Source organism: Carboxydothermus islandicus, from assembly GCF_001950325.1.
Taxonomy (GTDB): domain Bacteria; phylum Bacillota; class Z-2901; order Carboxydothermales; family Carboxydothermaceae; genus Carboxydothermus; species Carboxydothermus islandicus.
Genome location: NZ_BDJL01000142.1, coordinates 1 through 16,217 on the forward strand (window position 1 = coordinate 1; position 16,217 = coordinate 16,217).

Below are 16,217 nucleotides of genomic sequence, written 5' to 3' on the forward strand. Positions count from 1 at the left end.
TACCAGCCGTTTAATTTTGGGACGGTCCTCGGGAATCTCAAGTTTCTCGCTAACGGAAACTTCAACAACATTACCCAAGTTAACCGGGGCAGTTAATAAAAAATCTTTCCCGCCAATACTTCCCTGAACCAGTTCTCCCGCCGTACCGCAAACATACGCTTTTACTTTCATCCTTTTCTTCCACCTATAAGGGCCTTTACTAAATCGGCCTTACCGTAAAAATTAAGATGTAAAAACGAGGCAAAAATATTGTCCCTCGCCACCCCATCAAAGGCTTCACGCCCATTTTTCCACAAGAGGTACGCCGGATTGTCCTGCGATCCTGAATAAGTAGAGTAATGAAATTTATGTCCCCAGATTTCATTTTGATAGTTCTTCCCAAGGTAGCCTCCAACCGGCTTTCCCCGATAATAACCAAGCCCCTGGAGTTTACCGGTTAATTCCATTTCTCCGGGTAAAATACCGGTCAAGGGATAAGTTTGCTCCTTAACTTTAACGCCGGAAGTTAAATAAATAAAACCGCCGCATTCCGCATAAACTCTAAGACCACCCTGGATTTTCTTTTTTAAATTCTGGATAAATTTTTGGTTTATTGATAACTCTCCGGCAAACAGCTCGGGATACCCGCCCCCCAGAAAAAGTAAGTCCACGGGGGGAAAATCGGAATCATTTAAGGGACTTACCGCAAAGACCTCGGCGTTAGATCTTCTCAAATACTCAATTGCCTCCTGGTAATAAAAATTAAAAGCTTTATCAAAGGCATAAGCTATGCGCTTTCCTTTTAAATTGGGGAAGTTTATTGATGGCAGCTTTTTCGGAACAAGTAACTCCGGTAAAGTCGCCAGGAAGTCAGCAAAATTAATTTTTGCCAGCACCTTATCTTTTATTTCTTTAATAATTTCCACGATATTTTGCTCTTCGGTGGCCGGGATAAGGCCTAAATGCCTGGATTTAAGTCTGGGAAGCTCATTTTGGTAAAACACTCCAAAAACCTTAACCCCTAACGGTTTCAAGGCAGATAAGAGGTGTTTCTCATGGTTTTTCCCCGAAACTTTGTTTAAAATAATCCCGGCAATTTTGATATTTTTTTTAAATTTAAGATAGCCGTAAACTTGAGCTGCCACGGTAGTACCAAGATTCTGGGCGTCGACCACTAAAATTACCGGAAGATTTAAAAGCTTGGCCAAACGGTAAGTGCTCCCGGAAAACTGTTCGTCCCGGCCATCAAATAAACCCATAACTCCTTCTACCACTGCAACCTCTGCCGTCTCGGCTTTCTCATAAAAAAGCCGGCGAACCAATCCCGGAGAAGTCAGGATCTCATCGAGGTTATAGGTAGGCTTGGCAAGCGTTAAACGGTGGTAGGTAGGATCCAGGTAATCAGGCCCAACTTTAAAGGCCTGCACCTTTAAGCCCAAATGTTTTAAAGCTGCCAGTATACCAACGGTTAGAGTACTCTTGCCCGCTCCGGTAGCGGTACCACTTATAATAAACCCTTTCATCATACCCCTCCTACCGCAAAGAGACCGCCTAAAAGTAAAACCATTAAAAATACCGTAAGCCAGAAAAGTTTCAAAGCTTTATCTATTACCTCGGGAGTTAACGGATTAAGCGGCTCACCTAAATAAGCCCGAAAGCTTTTCTGCCCGTGGTAGATATTTTCGCCTCCAAGCCTGACCCCAAGACTTCCCGCCAGGACGCTTTCGGGAATTCCGCCGTTGGGGCTCGGGTGTTTTTTGGCATCTCTAAGCCAGGTTTTTATTGCCCTTTTCCAGTCATATCTTAAAATAAAGGCTGCGAAAACCATTAAAACTCCCGTGATGCGGGCGGGTAGGTAATTTAAAAGATCATCCAATTTTGCCGCAATGCGCCCGAAATAAAGATACCTTTCACTTTTATAGCCCACCATGCTGTCTAAAGTGTTAACCGTCCTGTAAAACCATACTCCCGGAAGTCCTCCAATTAAATACCAGAACAGGGGAGCCACTACCCCATCGCTGGTATTTTCGGCAAGGCTCTCCAAACTTCCCCTTACCACTTCTTCTGCCGGTAATTCCCGGGTATCACGGCTTACAATCATCCCCAGACTTTTTCGAGCTTCAGCAAGGTTAGACTCTTCTAAATATTTTTTTATGGTGGTAACCACAGCAGCTAAACCGGTCGGAGCTATGGCAAAAAACAACCCGACCCCCTGAAAAACAACCTGGAAAAGAAAAGGTAGCTTCTGGGTAAAATGCTGGTAGATAAAAGCTATGAAACTTACCGGCAATAAGGTCAGCACCACCAGTAAACCACCGCGAAGGATTAAACTTTTTTTATAAGAGTTTGCAGGATAAAGCCTTTTTTCCAGAAAAGCAATATAACGACCAATTAAGGCTACCGGATGATAATTTCGTCCTGGATCTTTAAAGATAAGGTCAAAGATTAAGGCAATAATTACCGGAAAAAATATTTCTTTCATCCTATATCCCCAGAATCTCGTAAATTTTCTTTAAGTTAACGTTTTCCCTAAACACCCGGGCTATTTTATCATAATTTTCCTGGCGCAGGTTCTTTAAGGAAGTCGGGCGGTTTTCAATCCCCTCAAGCCCTTTTTCCTGCCGTAACTGATTTAAAAGGCGATGACGAAAAAAGTCATTATCAAAAAGCCCGTGCAGGTAGGTACCCAGAACTCTACCGCGGGCAAATACCAGCGGATTTTCCGTATTATCCAATACCTCACTTCTTTCTCTTAAAAGAAAGGTTCGGCCGTGGTGAATTTCATAGCCAGCAATTTCTTCCCGGTAAGGAAAGAAATAGCCATCCGTCTTTTCAACTAAAGTTTTTGTTCGCCTGGTAATTTTATCCCCGCGAAATTCGGTGACAGTATCGAGAATTCCTAAGGCTTTAACCTCCGTTTCCTTTCCCTCCACCAGTTCAGGATCCAATATCTTTTCTCCAAGCATCTGGAGGCCCCCGCAAATTCCAATCAGGGGTTTTCCTCTCTCTACATAAGCGTAGAGCTTTTGGTCAAGGCCCTTTTGTTTTAAATAGTTTAAATCGGCTACGGTGTTTTTACTTCCCGGCAATATTACCAGGTCAAAATCGTCCCGAAAATCCTGAAGAGTTTTGATATAAATAAGCTCCACGTCCGGTTCATACTGGAATATTTCAAAATCGGTAAAATTGGAAATCCTGGGGTACCACACCACGCCAATTTTTAAATCTTTCTCCCGGTAATTAAAAGTCTCTTCTAAACTTACCGAATCTTCTTCGGGAATTAACAGCTCGGGAATGTAAGGCATAACCCCCAAAACCGGAATACCGGTTTTTTCTTCTAAAAAAGTAAGGGCAGGCTTTAATAATTCCAGGTCACCCCGGAATTTATTTAAGATAAAGCCGCACACCATTTTCCTTTCCTCGGGCTCTAAAAGTTCCATCGTTCCCACCAGGGAAGCCAGCGCTCCTCCCCGGTCAATATCGGCCACTAAAATAACCGGGGCATTGGCTAAAAAAGCGGTTTTCATATTGGCAATGTCGGAAGCTTTTAAATTTACTTCCGCCGGGCTGCCGGCACCTTCAATCACAATAAAATCAAATTCTTGCGCTAAAGTTTCGTAAGCTTTTTTTACCACTTCCCAAACCATACTGCGTCGCTCAGAATGGTAGCTCTTGGCCGAATAGTGACCAATAGGCTTACCTAAAACTATAACCTGGCTACCTTTATCGGACGAGGGTTTTAACAAAACCGGATTCATTTCTACCCGGGGCTCTAACCCACAGGCTTCCGCCTGGGCTACCTGAGCCCGGCCCATTTCTCCGCCATCCAGCGTTACATAGGAATTTAAAGCCATATTTTGCGCTTTAAAGGGAGCAACTTTAAAACCGTCCTGATAAAGCACCCGGGCTAAAGCTAAAGTCAGCACCGATTTCCCTACATGACTCGCTGTCCCCTGAAACATTATGGCCCTGGCCATTAGCTCACCCCCTTGATTTTTACCGGTATTCCCGCCACGGTAAGGTAAACTTCATCGCAGTACTTAGCAAAAATTTGATTGACAAGTCCGGCTACATCCCGAAATTTCCTGGCAAGCTCGTTATCGGGAACAATTCCAGAGCCTACTTCGTTGGTAACAAAGATAAGCGGAACGGCAATCCTGGGAAATATTTCTACTACTTCATAAGCTTTACCAACCACATCTTCTTCTTTAAGAAGTAAATTGGTAACCCAGAGGGTTAAACAATCGACCAGAACCGCATCTCCCCGGGCTGTTAAAAGAACGTCCCGTAAATTTACCGGCTCCTCCACCGTAACCCAGTTAGGGGGACGACGACTTTGATGTTTGGCAATCCGCTCACGCATCTCTTCGTCACCAGCAGTAGCAGTAGCTATATAAACTACTTTTTCCCCGAAAGAAGTCGCTAACTTTTCCGCAAAACTGCTTTTGCCCGAGCGCACCCCGCCGGTAATTAAAACCTTCACTTTATTTCCCTCCGGTCCGGGATAATTTAATTAAAGCATTAACAATTGCTGCCGCAATGGTACTGCCCCCCTTAGTACCCAGTAAGGTTATATAGGGCACCTCACAGGTAAGCAACAGTTCCTTACTTTCTTTTGCTCCCACAAAACCCACCGGCACTCCCACCACCAGCGCCGGCTCTACCCCGGTTTTTATGAGTTCAATCACCGCCAGAAGAGCTGTTGGGGCATTACCAATTGCTATAACCGAACCATCCATTTGCTCTTTTAGCTCCATCATCGCCTGATACGCCCGGGTAACTTTATTTTCTAAAGCTTTTCTTTTAACCGCTTCCTCGTGAATCGCGCAAACTACCTCGCCGGCATAACCGGTAATTCCCGCACGGACCATTTCCACATCGGTAATAATTAAACTTTTATTTTTTAAAGCAGCAAGCCCCTGAGTGATAGCCGCGGGATGAAATCGAAAATCCTTTCTAATTTCCGGGTCCCCGGAAGCATGGATTGCCCGTTTAATTACCTGGTCTTCAGGAGTATTGCTAAGCCCCGTTAAGCTTTCAATAATGGCAAAGCTTTTTTGTTCAATCTCCTGGGGATTAATTAAAAATTCATAATTCATTGGCCAACACCGCCGCTAAAAATTCAATAAATTGTTCTTTTTCACCTAAAGGTTTCAAAACCGTAATCTTTAAATCGGGATACTGAGCTTTTAACTGGTCAATTTCTTCCGGAATATCGTGCACTAAATGAAGTCCTTCAAATAGAAAAACCGGGAAAATGGCTATTTCCTGGTATCCTTCCCGATACAAGCTTAAAAGCGCTTCTTGTAAATTGGGATTAGCTCTTACCATGAACGCTTCTTGCAACCGGAAGGGAAAACGTTCCCTTAACTTACCCACCACTTCGCGAAATTTTTCCACCGCTTGCGCCACCCGGGAACCGTGAGCCAACAAAACTACTGCTTTTTCCATTTTTCCGCCTCCAATTTTAAAATTTCTTCCAACCGGTCCAGTGTGGATACTAATTGAGGGTAAAAAACCACCGGACGTTTTATTAATATTACCGGTAAACTTTGATTTAAAAAGCTTTCTGCCTTTTCCCTTTCTCCTCCTAAATCACCGCTTTCTTTGGTCAAAAGACCGGTCAGGGAATAAAATTTAATTAGCTGAGAAATAAGCTCCCGGCTTCCTGGACCCCAAAAGGAAAGCCGGTCCTCGGGAGGAATTCTCAAATCATCTAAAAGAGTAAAATTATCCGTTAAAGGTAAAACTTTGACTACCGGTTTTTGCCCTAAAACAGCACTTTTTCTGATGATTTCCGGAAGCATTTTTACTCCCACAGTTATTAATGGACGCTTACCGAGTTGCGACAGTTCTCTTAAGGCAGCTTCTAAATCAATGGCTTCTATGATAAGAGGATTTTTTAATTCATCTCTGGGGCGCTCAAACCTGATATAGGGTATATTTAATACCTGGGCCGTCCTGATAGCATTTTCACTGGCATTTTTAGCAAAGGGATGGGTAGCATCAATTATTAACTTTATCCCTTTTTTCTGAACAAATTCCAGAAGGCCATGAAAATCCAGGACTCCAGCATGTAAAGATTTTTCATATTTTTTAAAACGCATAAGGCCCAGATTTGATGCAACCGATAAAATAAAAGGTAAACCTTTTTTTTCGAGCAAATCGGCAATTAAGATACTTTCACTGGTACCTCCCAGCAATAAAATCACCACTTATACCCCCGGGGCGTAATAATAAAGTTTTCATAAAAATAACTCTGACTATTTCCGATAATTATTACCGTGCGCATATCGGCATCCTCTTCGGTAATTTCCGCTAAAGTTTTTAACTTGATTTCTTCTGCCAATCTGCCAGCATCCCGAACAATCCCTACCGGAGTTGCGGGATTTTTGTACTCCAGCAAAATTTCAATGGCTCTCCTTAGTTTCTTTCTCCGGTGACTCTGGGGATTGTACAAAGCAATAGCAAAATCTCCTAAAGCTGCATGCCGGAGCCGTTTTTCAATTACCTCCCAGGGGGTTAAAAGGTCTGATAAGCTTATCAAGCAAAAGTCATGGTTTAAAGGTGATCCCAGCAAGCTTGCTGCTTTTAAAGCAGAAGTAATACCCGGAATAATCGTTAAATTTACTTTCCGGGGGGAAATATTTTGCTCCTTTAAAGCTTCCAATACCACCCCGCTCATTCCATAAACTCCAGCATCACCGCCGGATATCACCACTACCCGTTCCCCCGAAAGAGCAAGGTTGATAGCTTCTAAAGCTCGCGCTTGTTCTTCCTTCATACCGTAAGCCACTACTTTTTTCTCACCAATTAAAGATTTAACTAAATCAATATAGGTTTTATAACCAATTATTACCGTACACTGCTGGAGGTAACTTAAGGCTAAAGGAGTCAGTTCTTCCTTTCCTCCCGGTCCTATTCCCACCACCGCAAGGCTTCCGCCAGAGCTACTGACACTTTTGGAAAAATCTTCTTGGGTAGTATTAAATTCCCCATCCCTGCCCCTTTGATAGCTGCCGCTTCGCATACATTTCCCACCCCTACTTTTGTTAAAACTTTAGAAGATTGCGGTAAATTTTTTATAGTAATTACTTCCAACAGTTCCTCCCGCGTAAAAAATTTTGTTTTAAGCCCGTATTTCGCCGCCAGCTCCAGGAGAGCAGTCTCATCTTTTTTAAGCTCGATACTGGCTATTCCGGCAACACCTTTTAAAGAAACACCGCCCTCTTGTAGAGCTTCAAGAACTGCCTTTTCCAGCAGGGTAAACTCTACTCCACGGCGACAGCCTATACCCACCCAAACCGCCGGAGGATAGAGCTGGTATTCATTGGGTTTTAAAGCAACAAGATACGGCGAAATCAATATTTTAATTCCAGAAAACTCCTCTTCAATTTCTGCCCGGTAAGGATAGGGAAAATCTAAAGGCAAAGCTCTGGCAAAAAACTTAACCTCGTCTCCCCGGGCTAAGGCAGCATTTACCCTTTTAAAAACTTCCCGGTCAGCGTACCTTAAGCCGTATTTCCTGGCTAAAACATCCAGGCCAACTTTTCCCTGAACATCGGTGGCGGTGGTAATTACCGCTTCCCCACCTAAATTTTGGGCGAGGATCTGGGCGATTTCATTGGCACCGCCAAAGTGTCCGGATAAAACGCTTATAAAGTATTTACCCGTTTCATCGGCCACAACTACCGCCGGGTCGGAAAACTTATCTTTGATAAACGGAGCAATTAAGCGAACCGCAATTCCTAAGGCTCCGATAAAAAGAAAAGTTGTATCGTTGTTCCAGTTTTTTTTAAGACAGTTTTTAATTTCCGCGCTTTTACCGGAAAAGAGAGTAACGTTTCCCCCAAGTTTTAAGGTTAAAAGGCGCCGGGCCAGAGTTTCACCGGCTGCGGTAAAGTAAAAAATTATTAAATTCTTAATCACTTTCTCTTCTCCCACCATGAGTAAAATCGGGAGCATATAATTTTGAGCGAGTAGGAGGCGGATTTAAAAACTCCCCTACAAAGATAAGGGCGGTTTTGTTAATCTTTTCTTCTTTTACTTTCTGAGCAATATCCGCTAAAGTACCGGTAATAATTTTTTCTTCGGGAAAAGTAGCTTTATAAACTACCGCTACCGGAGTATCAAGAGCTCTTACCCGGGAAATTTGGGCGACCACTTCATCGATTTTATCCACACTTAAAAAGAGCACAAGGGTTGACCCGATTTTAGCCAATTCCTCTAAGTTTTCTTTTTCCGGCACCGGTGTTCTCCCGGCAACCCTGCTTAAAATTACCGTCTGTGTACCGTCGGGAACGGTTAATTCGTAACCCAGGCGGGCAGCCGCACCAAGAAAAGAGCTAACTCCCGGCACCCATTCCAGTTCAACTCCATAGGCTTTTAAAGCTCTTTTTTGTTCCTCTACTGCCCCATAGAGGGCTGGGTCTCCGGTCTGCAAGCGTACGACAACTTTTCCGGCCCGAGCATACTCGACCATTATCTCCACAATTTCTTCTAAAGTTCTGGGCGCCGAGTCAACTTTCACCGCCCCCGGTTTGGCATATTCCAAAAGTCTGGGATTAACCAGGGAACCTGCATAAACAATTAAATCAGCTTCCTCCAAAAGTTTTTTCCCTTTAACGGTTATTAACTCGGGATCACCCGGGCCGGCGCCTACTAAATAAACTTTCACGGCTAATTCCCCCTCTTCGCTAAGGCCAGGGAAAAATACCCGGTTTTTTCGGGAAGTTCATTAAAAGAGCAGATTTTTTCCTCTTCGGTACCAAGCTCTTTAAAATAATATCCCTGGATCTTTGCTTCCTTTACCAGCTCTACAAAGCGGTCGTAATAGGAGGAAAGTTTTAAAAATACATAGGTAGTTTTGGGCTCAAAAGTAAAATCTTCCGGCAAAGTCGATAGGATTGCTACCTTTTCATCTTCAAAAGCCAGGTTAAAGAAGGACTTAGCGGCTGCCAGGGAAAAGGAATTTATCCCCGGAACGATTTCAATTTCCCCTGCAAAACCTAACTGTTTTAGCGCCTCCAATAAATACCCAGCGGTACTGTATAAACCCGGGTCTCCCAGGGTAAAAAAAGAAACTTCTTCCCGGTTTAAATACTCTAAAATTTTTTGGGCAAAGGTGTGCGCCGCTTCCCGTTTTTGCCCCTCGTCTTCCACCATGGGAAAATTAAAAAAGAGAATTTCTTTATCGTTATCAAGAAAACTTTCCACAACTTTAAAAGCCCTTTTTCCGGGAAAAACTAAAACCCGTACCCCTCGCAAAATCTTCATAGCTTTCACCGTAATAAGCTCGGGGTCCCCCGGCCCAACACCAACCACGTAAAGTTTAGCCATTCTTTTCCTCCTTTTTCCTTCCGGTAAAGATAAATACGGGATTTTGGGCATTCAGAATATGATAGCTTCCTGCTTTTTTAAACCTGGTAACCGCTATGCTCACCCCGTCAAAATCGGTAAAAGAGCTGTTTTGAAAAAACTCCTGGTAAATAGCTAATGATTCAAGGGTGACTGCCAAACCTGCAAGGACCCCACCATTTTTCAAACAGGCCCCAACCTGCTCTAATACTTCTCTTAAATTTGAACTTCCACCGATTACCACCGTATCCGGTGATGGATAGGCGGATAAATCACAGGGCAAGGCCCGGGGTAGTAAAACCACATTCCTTACCGAAAATCTTCTAAGATTTTCTTTAATTACGTTAAGTCTTTGCAGGTCTTTTTCAAAAGCATATACTTTACCCCGGGGAAGGCTTAAAGCCAGCTCCACCGTAATGGTGCCCGAGCCTGACCCTACTTCGTAAACCACCTCATCCCCTTTCAGGTTAAGCTTTTTTAAAAGGACTGCCCGGATTTCTTCTTTAGTATAAGGAGTTCCGGGTAGATAAAAATCTTCATCTTTCAACAATTAATATCCCCCTCCCTGAAAGCTCCGGAGGTAAATCGTCAAAGGAAAGCTTTATTATTTTTTCTTCCGGATAGCTTAAATCATAAAGTAAATAGTAAGAAGCTCTCTCCAGGCCATGTTTTTGCAAAAGTTGTTTTAGGGAAGAGGTATTGATTTTCTCTCCTAATAAAAATACATGGACCGTAAACTCCTCTTTTAATTTTTCCGGTAGGGCTCTTCCATGGAGGGAATAAAAAGCAGCCCCATCCCATAATTTTTTCAAGCGGGCAAAAGCTAACTGCACCGAACTTATCCCCGGAATAACCTCGGTAACAAGTCCCGGTTCTTCATTTTCAATCTTTCTTAATAAACTGTAAAAGCCGGTATCGCCCCGCAAAAGAAGAGCAATATTAAAATTTCTTGATAAATCTTTTATTTGCTTTAAAACCGCACCAAATTCACCAAAAGATAGATGTTTTTTACCCGGTGCAAAAGTTTTTAAAAGTTCTTCCGCCCCGGCCACATAGTCCGCCTCTCCAATTACCCTTTCACCAATTTTAGTAAGATACTCGGGACTTCCCGGGCCAACCCCCACGACTTTTACCCATCCCACGGCCACCCCTCCTCAAGGCGGTCAAAGGTCGTGGCAATAATCGCCCCCGATATATCGGTAAAAGCCACATCCATGGTAAGACCGCTATAATAGCTCTTTAACTTTTCTTTAACCGCCCGGGCAAGTACAGGCAGATAGTGGCCTTTCCCGGCGCTCTTTAAAATTTCCAGAGCCTGTTCCACGTTTTTGGTGGAGTAAATTTTATTAATTAACTCCTGACTTTCGCCAAGGGAATATAAAAATAACGCTAAAGCCTCCTTTTGGCCCCGGGCCACCTGGCTGTGGAGGTTTAAAATGCCAAGGTAAGTCTTAATAAGTTTTCCCAGGTACCCTATTATTAAAATTTTCTCTACCCCTTCGTTCTCCGAAATCTTCAGCATATCTCCCAGATAATTACCCGTTTCGACGATAGCTTCAGGCGGAACGTTTAACCTCTGGGCTACTTTTTTACTTTTATTGCCTAAAACAAAAACAACTCTTTTTAAATCCAAATATAATGCCTTTTTTAGCTGGAGTTGCAGGGACTCGATATAAGCTTCCCGGGAGTAAGGTACGACAATGCCCCGGGTACCCAGGATGGAAATACCGCCTTTAATCCCCAGAATCGGATTTAATGTTTGCGACGCAAGCTCCTCCCCCTCGGGCACTTCAATAATCACTTCCAGCCCCGTTTCCCCGCCCAAAATTAACGGCTCCAGCGCTTCTTTGATTTGTTGCCGTGGAACGGGATTAATTGCCGCCTCTCCCACCGGTACAGCAAGCCCCGGTTCCGTGACAACTCCCACTCCCCGTCCCCCTTTTATGGTAATCCCCGGGAAGTTTTGCCGGCGTACCCGGGCTATAATTAGGGCCTGATCGGTGACATCGGGATCGTCTCCGGCATCTTTTCTGATGCCGCAAACCGCTTCGCCATCCTCTTTTTCTAAAATTTCCGGGGTTAAAGTAAAAGTTATTCCTGCCGGCGTATTAATGGTAATTGCCTTCATTTTTTCCCCCAGGAGCAGTAAACGGGCTGCACCCAAAGCCGCTGCCGCGGCTACAGTACCGGTAGTTACCCCGTAACGGGGAGTTTTTACCCGGCCAAGTACTTCCCAGAACTTTTTTTCCTCTTTTACCGGATATTCGTGAGCTAAAAGCCGCCCGCTATCTTTTAAAATTTTACTGCCCCTTAAAAGCCATGGCTCTTCCAGGTTCGCACTTTCCAAAATCCGGGATTCCAGGAGAATTTCTTCGGGCGGTCCTGAAGCCAAAAGCTTTCCGGCATGTAAAACCGCTACCCTGTCGGCAAACCGGTACGCCAAATCAATTTCATGGGTAGCAGCGACAATCGTAATCCCTTTTTGCCACTGCCGTTCAACAATATTTAAAAAGAGGCGGGTGTGATACCGGTCCAAAAACGCCGTCGGTTCATCCAAAACTAAAAGTTCCGGTTCCATCGCCAAAATTGCTCCCAGGGCGACAAGCTTTTTTTGACCCAGGCTAAGGGAAGCTATCGGCCGGTCCCTTAACTCCCAAATTCCGAGTTCTTTTAAGGTTTCTTCCACCTTTTCCCGGACTTTACTTTCCGTATACCCCAAATTAAAAAGCCCGTAAGATATCTCTTCCGCTACCGTACCGGCAAAAAGCTGGGTTTCCGGATCCTGAAACACCACCCCAACTTTTTGCCGAAGTCGTAACAGAAAATCCTTTTTGTACGAAAACTTTTCTCCCCGCCAAAATAGCTCTCCTGCAGTTGGTTTTAAAATCCCGTTTAAATGGAGAAAAAAAGTGGTTTTTCCGGCGCCATTTTCCCCTAAGACAAAAAGCCGTTCACCTTTTTTAATCTCCAAATTTAAGCCGTCTAAAGCCACATTTCCCGCTGGATATACGTATTTTAATCCTTTTACGGTTAAAAGATCTTCCAAATAAAAGCACCTCCATAAGTAAAGAGCGCCAGCACAACTACTATACCCAAAAATAGCAAGGGGTAATTTTGATTTTGATAATCCGGTTGCAAAAATACTATTTTATCGTTATATCCCCGGCTTTCTAAAGAAATGGTCATTTGTCCCACCCGGGCCAACCCTCCTTTAAAAATACCCGCAGTTAGGAGGGAAAAGGAATAGATGCCCCGGCGAAAATTCCGGTAGCCCAGCCTTGCTTCCTGGGCTTTAATGATTTCCCCGGCAATTTCCAGGAAAATAAAAATAAACCGGTGGATAAAAATAATTATTTCAATTATAAATTGAGGAATACCAAGTCTTGAAAGTCCCGCTATTAAATCCAGAAGGGGAGTGGTAAAAATTAAAAAATACAAACCCAGAATGGAAGTAAGGGCACGACCGCCGGCATTTAAAGCCAAAAACAAATTTTGCCAGTTTACATAAGGAGCTGGCCGGAAGTCAATCATTATCCCGATTAAGCTTGCCAGCAAAAAACCTCCCGGTAAAAGCAAGTACTTGAAAAAAATTTGCCCGGGGATTTTCCCCTTTCTCACCAGAAAAAAGCTTACTACCCCAACGGTAGGGAGTAATGTTAAAAAAGGATTGGGAGCTGTTAACCCCAGGAATAAAAGCGCAAAGGTAAAAAGAAGTTTATAAACAGGGTCAATTTTCCTTAAAGGAGTTTGATAAGCCAACTGCTCTGTTAGCATTTTTTCCTTCCTTCTTTCCCTTCAAGTACCCAAGATAAAAACCCACAAACCCGGCGCCCAAAGCCGCCTGCAGGGCAAATAAAAACGACTCTATCTCGCCGCTGGGCGGTTCCCAGACGGGAGAAAACCAGGGCTTATAATTGGGGTCTTGCTTTTCAATCACCCGGGATGCTAATTCATCAGCGCCGGAAAATTCCCCCTTAACAAAAAACATTGGAACCGCAATTAATGCTATAACCAAAATTAACAGGATGATATTGGTAAACGTTCTCATTAATGCTCACCCTTTTCTACCCATATTTTGGCATCCTCATAACGGCTCAAGAAATTATAGGTTAAAACCGTCAAAAGCCCTTCGCTGATGGCTAAAGGAATTTGGGTTAAAGCAAAGATTCCCATAAATTTTAAAACGCTTAAGCTAAAGGAACTTCCCGGAAAGGCTAACGCCAGTTGGACCGAAGTAACGATATAGGTGACCAGGTCTCCCAGCATGGCCCCTAAAAAAATGCTAAAATTGTTACTAACTCCGGCTTTCTGTAACCCTTTATAAACCCCGTAAGCTACCAGTGGTCCGGCAACTGCCATGGAGAAAGTATTAGCACCAAGGGTGGTAAGGCCACCGTGGGCTAAAAGAAGAGCCTGAAAAATCAAAACAATAAAACCTAATACGGTGGTGATAAAGGGCCCAAATAAAATAGCGGCCAACCCTGTTCCGGTAGGATGGGAACAACTGCCCGTTACCGAAGGCATTTTTAACGCCGATAAAACAAAGATAAACGCTCCGGCAAAGGCTAACATTAGTTTAGCTCCCGGCCCCCGGGTAGCTTCCCTTTGCAAACGGATAAAACCCACCACTACAAAAGGTAGAGTAACAAGATTCCAGAAAATCACCCATTTTACCGGTAAAAACCCTTCCATAATATGCATGGCAAGAACCGGAGTAGGAATTAAAAGAAAAATTAACAGAAACAAAAAACCAAACTTTGTTTTTAACATGCCCTCCACCATCCTTTTTAAAATTAAAATCCCCTCCTACGCCGGTAGAAGGGGATTTATAACCAAACTCCCGTTCTCCACCTATCCGCGTAGGTTTCGAACCAAACTTTAAGGCAGGTCTCCTGGCTGTAGTTCATCGTTACCCCATCCTTCCCGGTAAAAACCAGTGGATATATTAGGGTAACTCCCTACTTACAGTGGCGGGACCGCGCCGTTACCCAAGACTTTTGGGCTCGGACTTCCCTTTTAAGCCGTAAAGGCACCTTAAAGTTACAATATTCAATTTTTACTAAGTTAATTCGTAAAATTTTTCGTAAATCCTGCTTTGTGAAAATATTTTTATTTAAATTTTTCCAGGATTAATTTTACCGAAGGTTTTTCCCGGCAAAACTTCCGAAAATCATAAATTTTGGCTACTTCTTTTAAAATTTCTTCCCTTTTATTTTTCTCAATTTTGCTTTCCTTTAAGGCTTTACGTAATTCCTTCCAAAATTTAAGGTAATCATCCCAGGCAGGATCAATTAACCGGGAAAGCTCTTCTTTTAAAAGACGGGCCGCCAGGGGAGATAACCCCGAAGTGCTAACAGCTATTTCCCAGCCTCCCCGGCGCCAAACCGCTGGAACAAAAAAATTGGACTCCTCGGGATTGTCGGCTACATTGACCAAAATCCCCATTTTTTGACAAAGATTAGCTATTCTTTTATTAAGCTCTGAATTATCGGTGGCGGCAAAAACTAACTTGGGGCCGGATAAATCTTCTTCCTGAAATTCCCGCAGATAAAGTTTAATTTGCCCGCCCTGGGCCAGAGTCATTAATTCCGGAAGGGTTTTCGGAGCAACTACGGTAATTTTTGCACCTTCTCGGAGAAGATTTTGTACCTTACGAAGGGCAACCCGACCACCCCCTACGACTAACACGGGAGTCCCCTTTAAATTTAAACTGATAGGATACACGGTAAACTCTCCTTAACTACTTTTTAAAATATCGTAAAAAAATATAGTAGCCAAAAAGTCCGGCGACCAAAACAAGTCCCACATAATAGGGAAGATTTTCCTTAAATGTGCGGTTACCCTTTTCTCCGGGAAGGCTTACCGCAGTAACCTTTAAACCAGGTTTCATGTAAATACTGTAACCTTCAAAGATGGTCCCTTCCACCACTACTTCCTTTCCCACATAGCTTTGCCAGTTATGTTCGCCGTATAAGACATAATAGGGCTCGGGCTTACTTAAATTTCCGGAATCGGTAACTTTTAATTCGTAATGCTTTCCTTCTAAATCCGACTCCACCACAATGCCTTTCACCACGACCTCCTCACCTAACACTAAACTATTAAAACCAAAAAGCAGGAAAAAAAATAACCACCAAAACCGCTTCATCGTCTCACCCCTATTTTAAATCTTACTTTATTTGACGCAAATTTGCATAATAAGTTTTATCGAAAAAAAAAAAAATTCCCGGTTTTCCGGGAAGCTTACCATTTTTCCCAGTGAATCCTTTCTTCTTTAAATCTTGTAATCGTATCGGGTGTTTGGTTGGGATAACCCAGAGCTATCAAGTTTAAAATGCGATAGCCTTCGGGAATTTCTAAAATTTTAGCTATTTCGCGCTCCCGCTCTTCATAAGGATGCACTGCAAGCCAAACACCGCCTAAACCAAGAGCATGAATGGCTAAAAGAATGTTTTCTGTCGCTGCTGACAGGTCCTGAATCCACATCTCCTGACCGGGGCCGGGATATTTCAGTAGTTTTGGATCAGCAACCACAGCAATTGCCGCTGCTGCTTCGGCAAGCATAGCTGCATAAGGATGCTTTTCTTTCATGGCCAGCATTTTTTGCCGGTCGGTTACAACGACAAAATGCCAGGGTTGTTCGTTACCTGCCGAAGGCGCATTCATCCCCGCTTCCAGGATTTTTAAAATTTTCTCCTTCTCCACCGGATGATCAAGAAATTTTCTAATGCTGCGTCGAGTGTTTAAAACTTCCAGAAATTTTTCCATCATATCCCCTCCTGGATAATTATTAGGCCTACTATAAAGTTTAATACTTTTAAGTTTTGACAACAACCCTGGGATGGTACCGAACCAGAAGAAATTTTTAAAATTTCCTTGCC

At 43.4% G+C, this 16,217-nt stretch carries 20 protein-coding genes and 1 riboswitch; all 20 genes read right to left on the bottom strand.

Features of this window, described 5'->3' with window-relative positions; translation table 11 throughout:
- Positions 1 to 167: 167 nt before the first annotated feature.
- A complete protein-coding gene (locus ciss_RS12325; protein WP_075866587.1) occupies positions 168 to 1,502 on the bottom strand; it encodes a cobyrinic acid a,c-diamide synthase CobB in 1,335 nt (444 codons plus the stop codon).
- Positions 1,502 to 2,461, bottom strand: a complete 960-nt coding sequence (gene cbiB / locus ciss_RS12330) for an adenosylcobinamide-phosphate synthase CbiB (protein ID WP_075866588.1) — start codon at positions 2,459 to 2,461, stop codon at positions 1,502 to 1,504. The genes ciss_RS12325 and cbiB overlap by 1 nt, the downstream gene beginning before the upstream one ends.
- A gap of 1 nt (position 2,462) precedes the next feature.
- Positions 2,463 to 3,956: a cobyric acid synthase gene (locus ciss_RS12335; RefSeq protein WP_075866589.1), complete on the bottom strand. Its 1,494-nt coding sequence runs from the start codon at positions 3,954 to 3,956 to the stop codon at positions 2,463 to 2,465.
- A complete protein-coding gene (gene cobU / locus ciss_RS12340) occupies positions 3,956 to 4,462 on the bottom strand; it encodes a bifunctional adenosylcobinamide kinase/adenosylcobinamide-phosphate guanylyltransferase (protein WP_075866590.1) in 507 nt (168 codons plus the stop codon). The genes ciss_RS12335 and cobU overlap by 1 nt, the downstream gene beginning before the upstream one ends.
- Position 4,463: 1 nt before the next feature.
- Complete coding sequence (locus ciss_RS12345) at positions 4,464 to 5,078, bottom strand: precorrin-8X methylmutase (protein WP_075866591.1); 615 nt, start codon at positions 5,076 to 5,078, stop codon at positions 4,464 to 4,466.
- Positions 5,068 to 5,430 (bottom strand): sirohydrochlorin chelatase, encoded by a 363-nt coding sequence (locus ciss_RS12350; protein ID WP_075866592.1) that lies wholly within the window; start codon positions 5,428 to 5,430, stop codon positions 5,068 to 5,070. Before ciss_RS12350 ends, ciss_RS12345 begins: the two co-directional genes overlap by 11 nt.
- Positions 5,415 to 6,191: a precorrin-6A reductase gene (gene cobK, locus ciss_RS12355; protein WP_075866593.1), complete on the bottom strand. Its 777-nt coding sequence runs from the start codon at positions 6,189 to 6,191 to the stop codon at positions 5,415 to 5,417. The genes ciss_RS12350 and cobK overlap by 16 nt, the downstream gene beginning before the upstream one ends.
- A complete protein-coding gene (cobJ, locus tag ciss_RS12360; RefSeq protein ID WP_075866594.1) occupies positions 6,188 to 6,910 on the bottom strand; it encodes a precorrin-3B C(17)-methyltransferase in 723 nt (240 codons plus the stop codon). Before cobJ ends, cobK begins: the two co-directional genes overlap by 4 nt.
- Entirely contained in the window at positions 6,898 to 7,908 is a 1,011-nt protein-coding gene (locus ciss_RS12365; RefSeq protein ID WP_075866595.1) for a cobalt-precorrin 5A hydrolase, read from the bottom strand. The genes cobJ and ciss_RS12365 overlap by 13 nt, the downstream gene beginning before the upstream one ends.
- On the bottom strand, positions 7,901 to 8,656 hold the full coding sequence (cobM, locus tag ciss_RS12370) for a precorrin-4 C(11)-methyltransferase (RefSeq protein ID WP_075866596.1): 756 nt from the start codon (positions 8,654 to 8,656) through the stop codon (positions 7,901 to 7,903). Before cobM ends, ciss_RS12365 begins: the two co-directional genes overlap by 8 nt.
- Positions 8,657 to 8,658: 2 nt before the next feature.
- Positions 8,659 to 9,318 (bottom strand): SAM-dependent methyltransferase, encoded by a 660-nt coding sequence (locus ciss_RS12375; RefSeq protein ID WP_075866597.1) that lies wholly within the window; start codon positions 9,316 to 9,318, stop codon positions 8,659 to 8,661.
- The gene (cbiT, locus tag ciss_RS12380; protein ID WP_075866598.1) at positions 9,311 to 9,886 is read right to left on the bottom strand and encodes a precorrin-6Y C5,15-methyltransferase (decarboxylating) subunit CbiT; all 576 of its coding nucleotides are present in this window, start codon (positions 9,884 to 9,886) and stop codon (positions 9,311 to 9,313) included. The genes ciss_RS12375 and cbiT overlap by 8 nt, the downstream gene beginning before the upstream one ends.
- Entirely contained in the window at positions 9,873 to 10,478 is a 606-nt protein-coding gene (gene cbiE / locus ciss_RS12385; protein ID WP_075866599.1) for a precorrin-6y C5,15-methyltransferase (decarboxylating) subunit CbiE, read from the bottom strand. The genes cbiT and cbiE overlap by 14 nt, the downstream gene beginning before the upstream one ends.
- Positions 10,466 to 12,382 carry a cobalt-precorrin-5B (C(1))-methyltransferase CbiD gene (gene cbiD, locus ciss_RS12390; protein WP_075866600.1) on the bottom strand — a complete coding sequence of 639 codons (1,917 nt, stop codon included), beginning with the start codon at positions 12,380 to 12,382 and terminating at the stop codon, positions 10,466 to 10,468. Before cbiD ends, cbiE begins: the two co-directional genes overlap by 13 nt.
- Positions 12,367 to 13,110, bottom strand: coding sequence for a cobalt ECF transporter T component CbiQ (gene cbiQ / locus ciss_RS12395; RefSeq protein WP_075866601.1), 744 nt, complete (start codon positions 13,108 to 13,110; stop codon positions 12,367 to 12,369). Before cbiQ ends, cbiD begins: the two co-directional genes overlap by 16 nt.
- A complete protein-coding gene (locus ciss_RS12400) occupies positions 13,064 to 13,384 on the bottom strand; it encodes an energy-coupling factor ABC transporter substrate-binding protein (protein WP_075866602.1) in 321 nt (106 codons plus the stop codon). The genes cbiQ and ciss_RS12400 overlap by 47 nt, the downstream gene beginning before the upstream one ends.
- Positions 13,384 to 14,106, bottom strand: coding sequence for an energy-coupling factor ABC transporter permease (locus tag ciss_RS12405; RefSeq protein WP_075866699.1), 723 nt, complete (start codon positions 14,104 to 14,106; stop codon positions 13,384 to 13,386). Before ciss_RS12405 ends, ciss_RS12400 begins: the two co-directional genes overlap by 1 nt.
- 95 nt (positions 14,107 to 14,201) lie before the next feature.
- Positions 14,202 to 14,388, bottom strand: a riboswitch (cobalamin riboswitch).
- 57 nt (positions 14,389 to 14,445) lie between these two features.
- Positions 14,446 to 15,060, bottom strand: coding sequence for a precorrin-2 dehydrogenase/sirohydrochlorin ferrochelatase family protein (locus ciss_RS12410; protein ID WP_075866603.1), 615 nt, complete (start codon positions 15,058 to 15,060; stop codon positions 14,446 to 14,448).
- Positions 15,061 to 15,076: 16 nt separating this feature from the next.
- Positions 15,077 to 15,484 carry a hypothetical protein gene (locus ciss_RS12415; RefSeq protein ID WP_075866604.1) on the bottom strand — a complete coding sequence of 136 codons (408 nt, stop codon included), beginning with the start codon at positions 15,482 to 15,484 and terminating at the stop codon, positions 15,077 to 15,079.
- Positions 15,485 to 15,579: 95 nt separating this feature from the next.
- Complete coding sequence (locus ciss_RS12420) at positions 15,580 to 16,104, bottom strand: nitroreductase family protein (protein ID WP_075866605.1); 525 nt, start codon at positions 16,102 to 16,104, stop codon at positions 15,580 to 15,582.
- Positions 16,105 to 16,217 lie beyond the last annotated feature (113 nt).

What these genes read in the sequence shown, in the direction of transcription:
- cbiQ (WP_075866601.1), bottom strand. Translation starts at nt 13,110, where the DNA reads ATGCTAACAGAGCAGTTGGCTTATCAAACTCCTTTAAGGAAAATTGAC.
- cbiB (WP_075866588.1), bottom strand. Translation starts at nt 2,461, where the DNA reads ATGAAAGAAATATTTTTTCCGGTAATTATTGCCTTAATCTTTGACCTT.
- ciss_RS12405 (WP_075866699.1), bottom strand. Translation starts at nt 14,106, where the DNA reads ATGTTAAAAACAAAGTTTGGTTTTTTGTTTCTGTTAATTTTTCTTTTA.
- ciss_RS12415 (WP_075866604.1), bottom strand. Translation starts at nt 15,484, where the DNA reads ATGAAGCGGTTTTGGTGGTTATTTTTTTTCCTGCTTTTTGGTTTTAAT.
- ciss_RS12345 (WP_075866591.1), bottom strand. Translation starts at nt 5,078, where the DNA reads ATGAATTATGAATTTTTAATTAATCCCCAGGAGATTGAACAAAAAAGC.
- ciss_RS12325 (WP_075866587.1), bottom strand. Translation starts at nt 1,502, where the DNA reads ATGAAAGGGTTTATTATAAGTGGTACCGCTACCGGAGCGGGCAAGAGT.
- ciss_RS12420 (WP_075866605.1), bottom strand. Translation starts at nt 16,104, where the DNA reads ATGGAAAAATTTCTGGAAGTTTTAAACACTCGACGCAGCATTAGAAAA.
- ciss_RS12350 (WP_075866592.1), bottom strand. Translation starts at nt 5,430, where the DNA reads ATGGAAAAAGCAGTAGTTTTGTTGGCTCACGGTTCCCGGGTGGCGCAA.
- ciss_RS12335 (WP_075866589.1), bottom strand. Translation starts at nt 3,956, where the DNA reads ATGGCCAGGGCCATAATGTTTCAGGGGACAGCGAGTCATGTAGGGAAA.
- ciss_RS12400 (WP_075866602.1), bottom strand. Translation starts at nt 13,384, where the DNA reads ATGAGAACGTTTACCAATATCATCCTGTTAATTTTGGTTATAGCATTA.
- ciss_RS12375 (WP_075866597.1), bottom strand. Translation starts at nt 9,318, where the DNA reads ATGGCTAAACTTTACGTGGTTGGTGTTGGGCCGGGGGACCCCGAGCTT.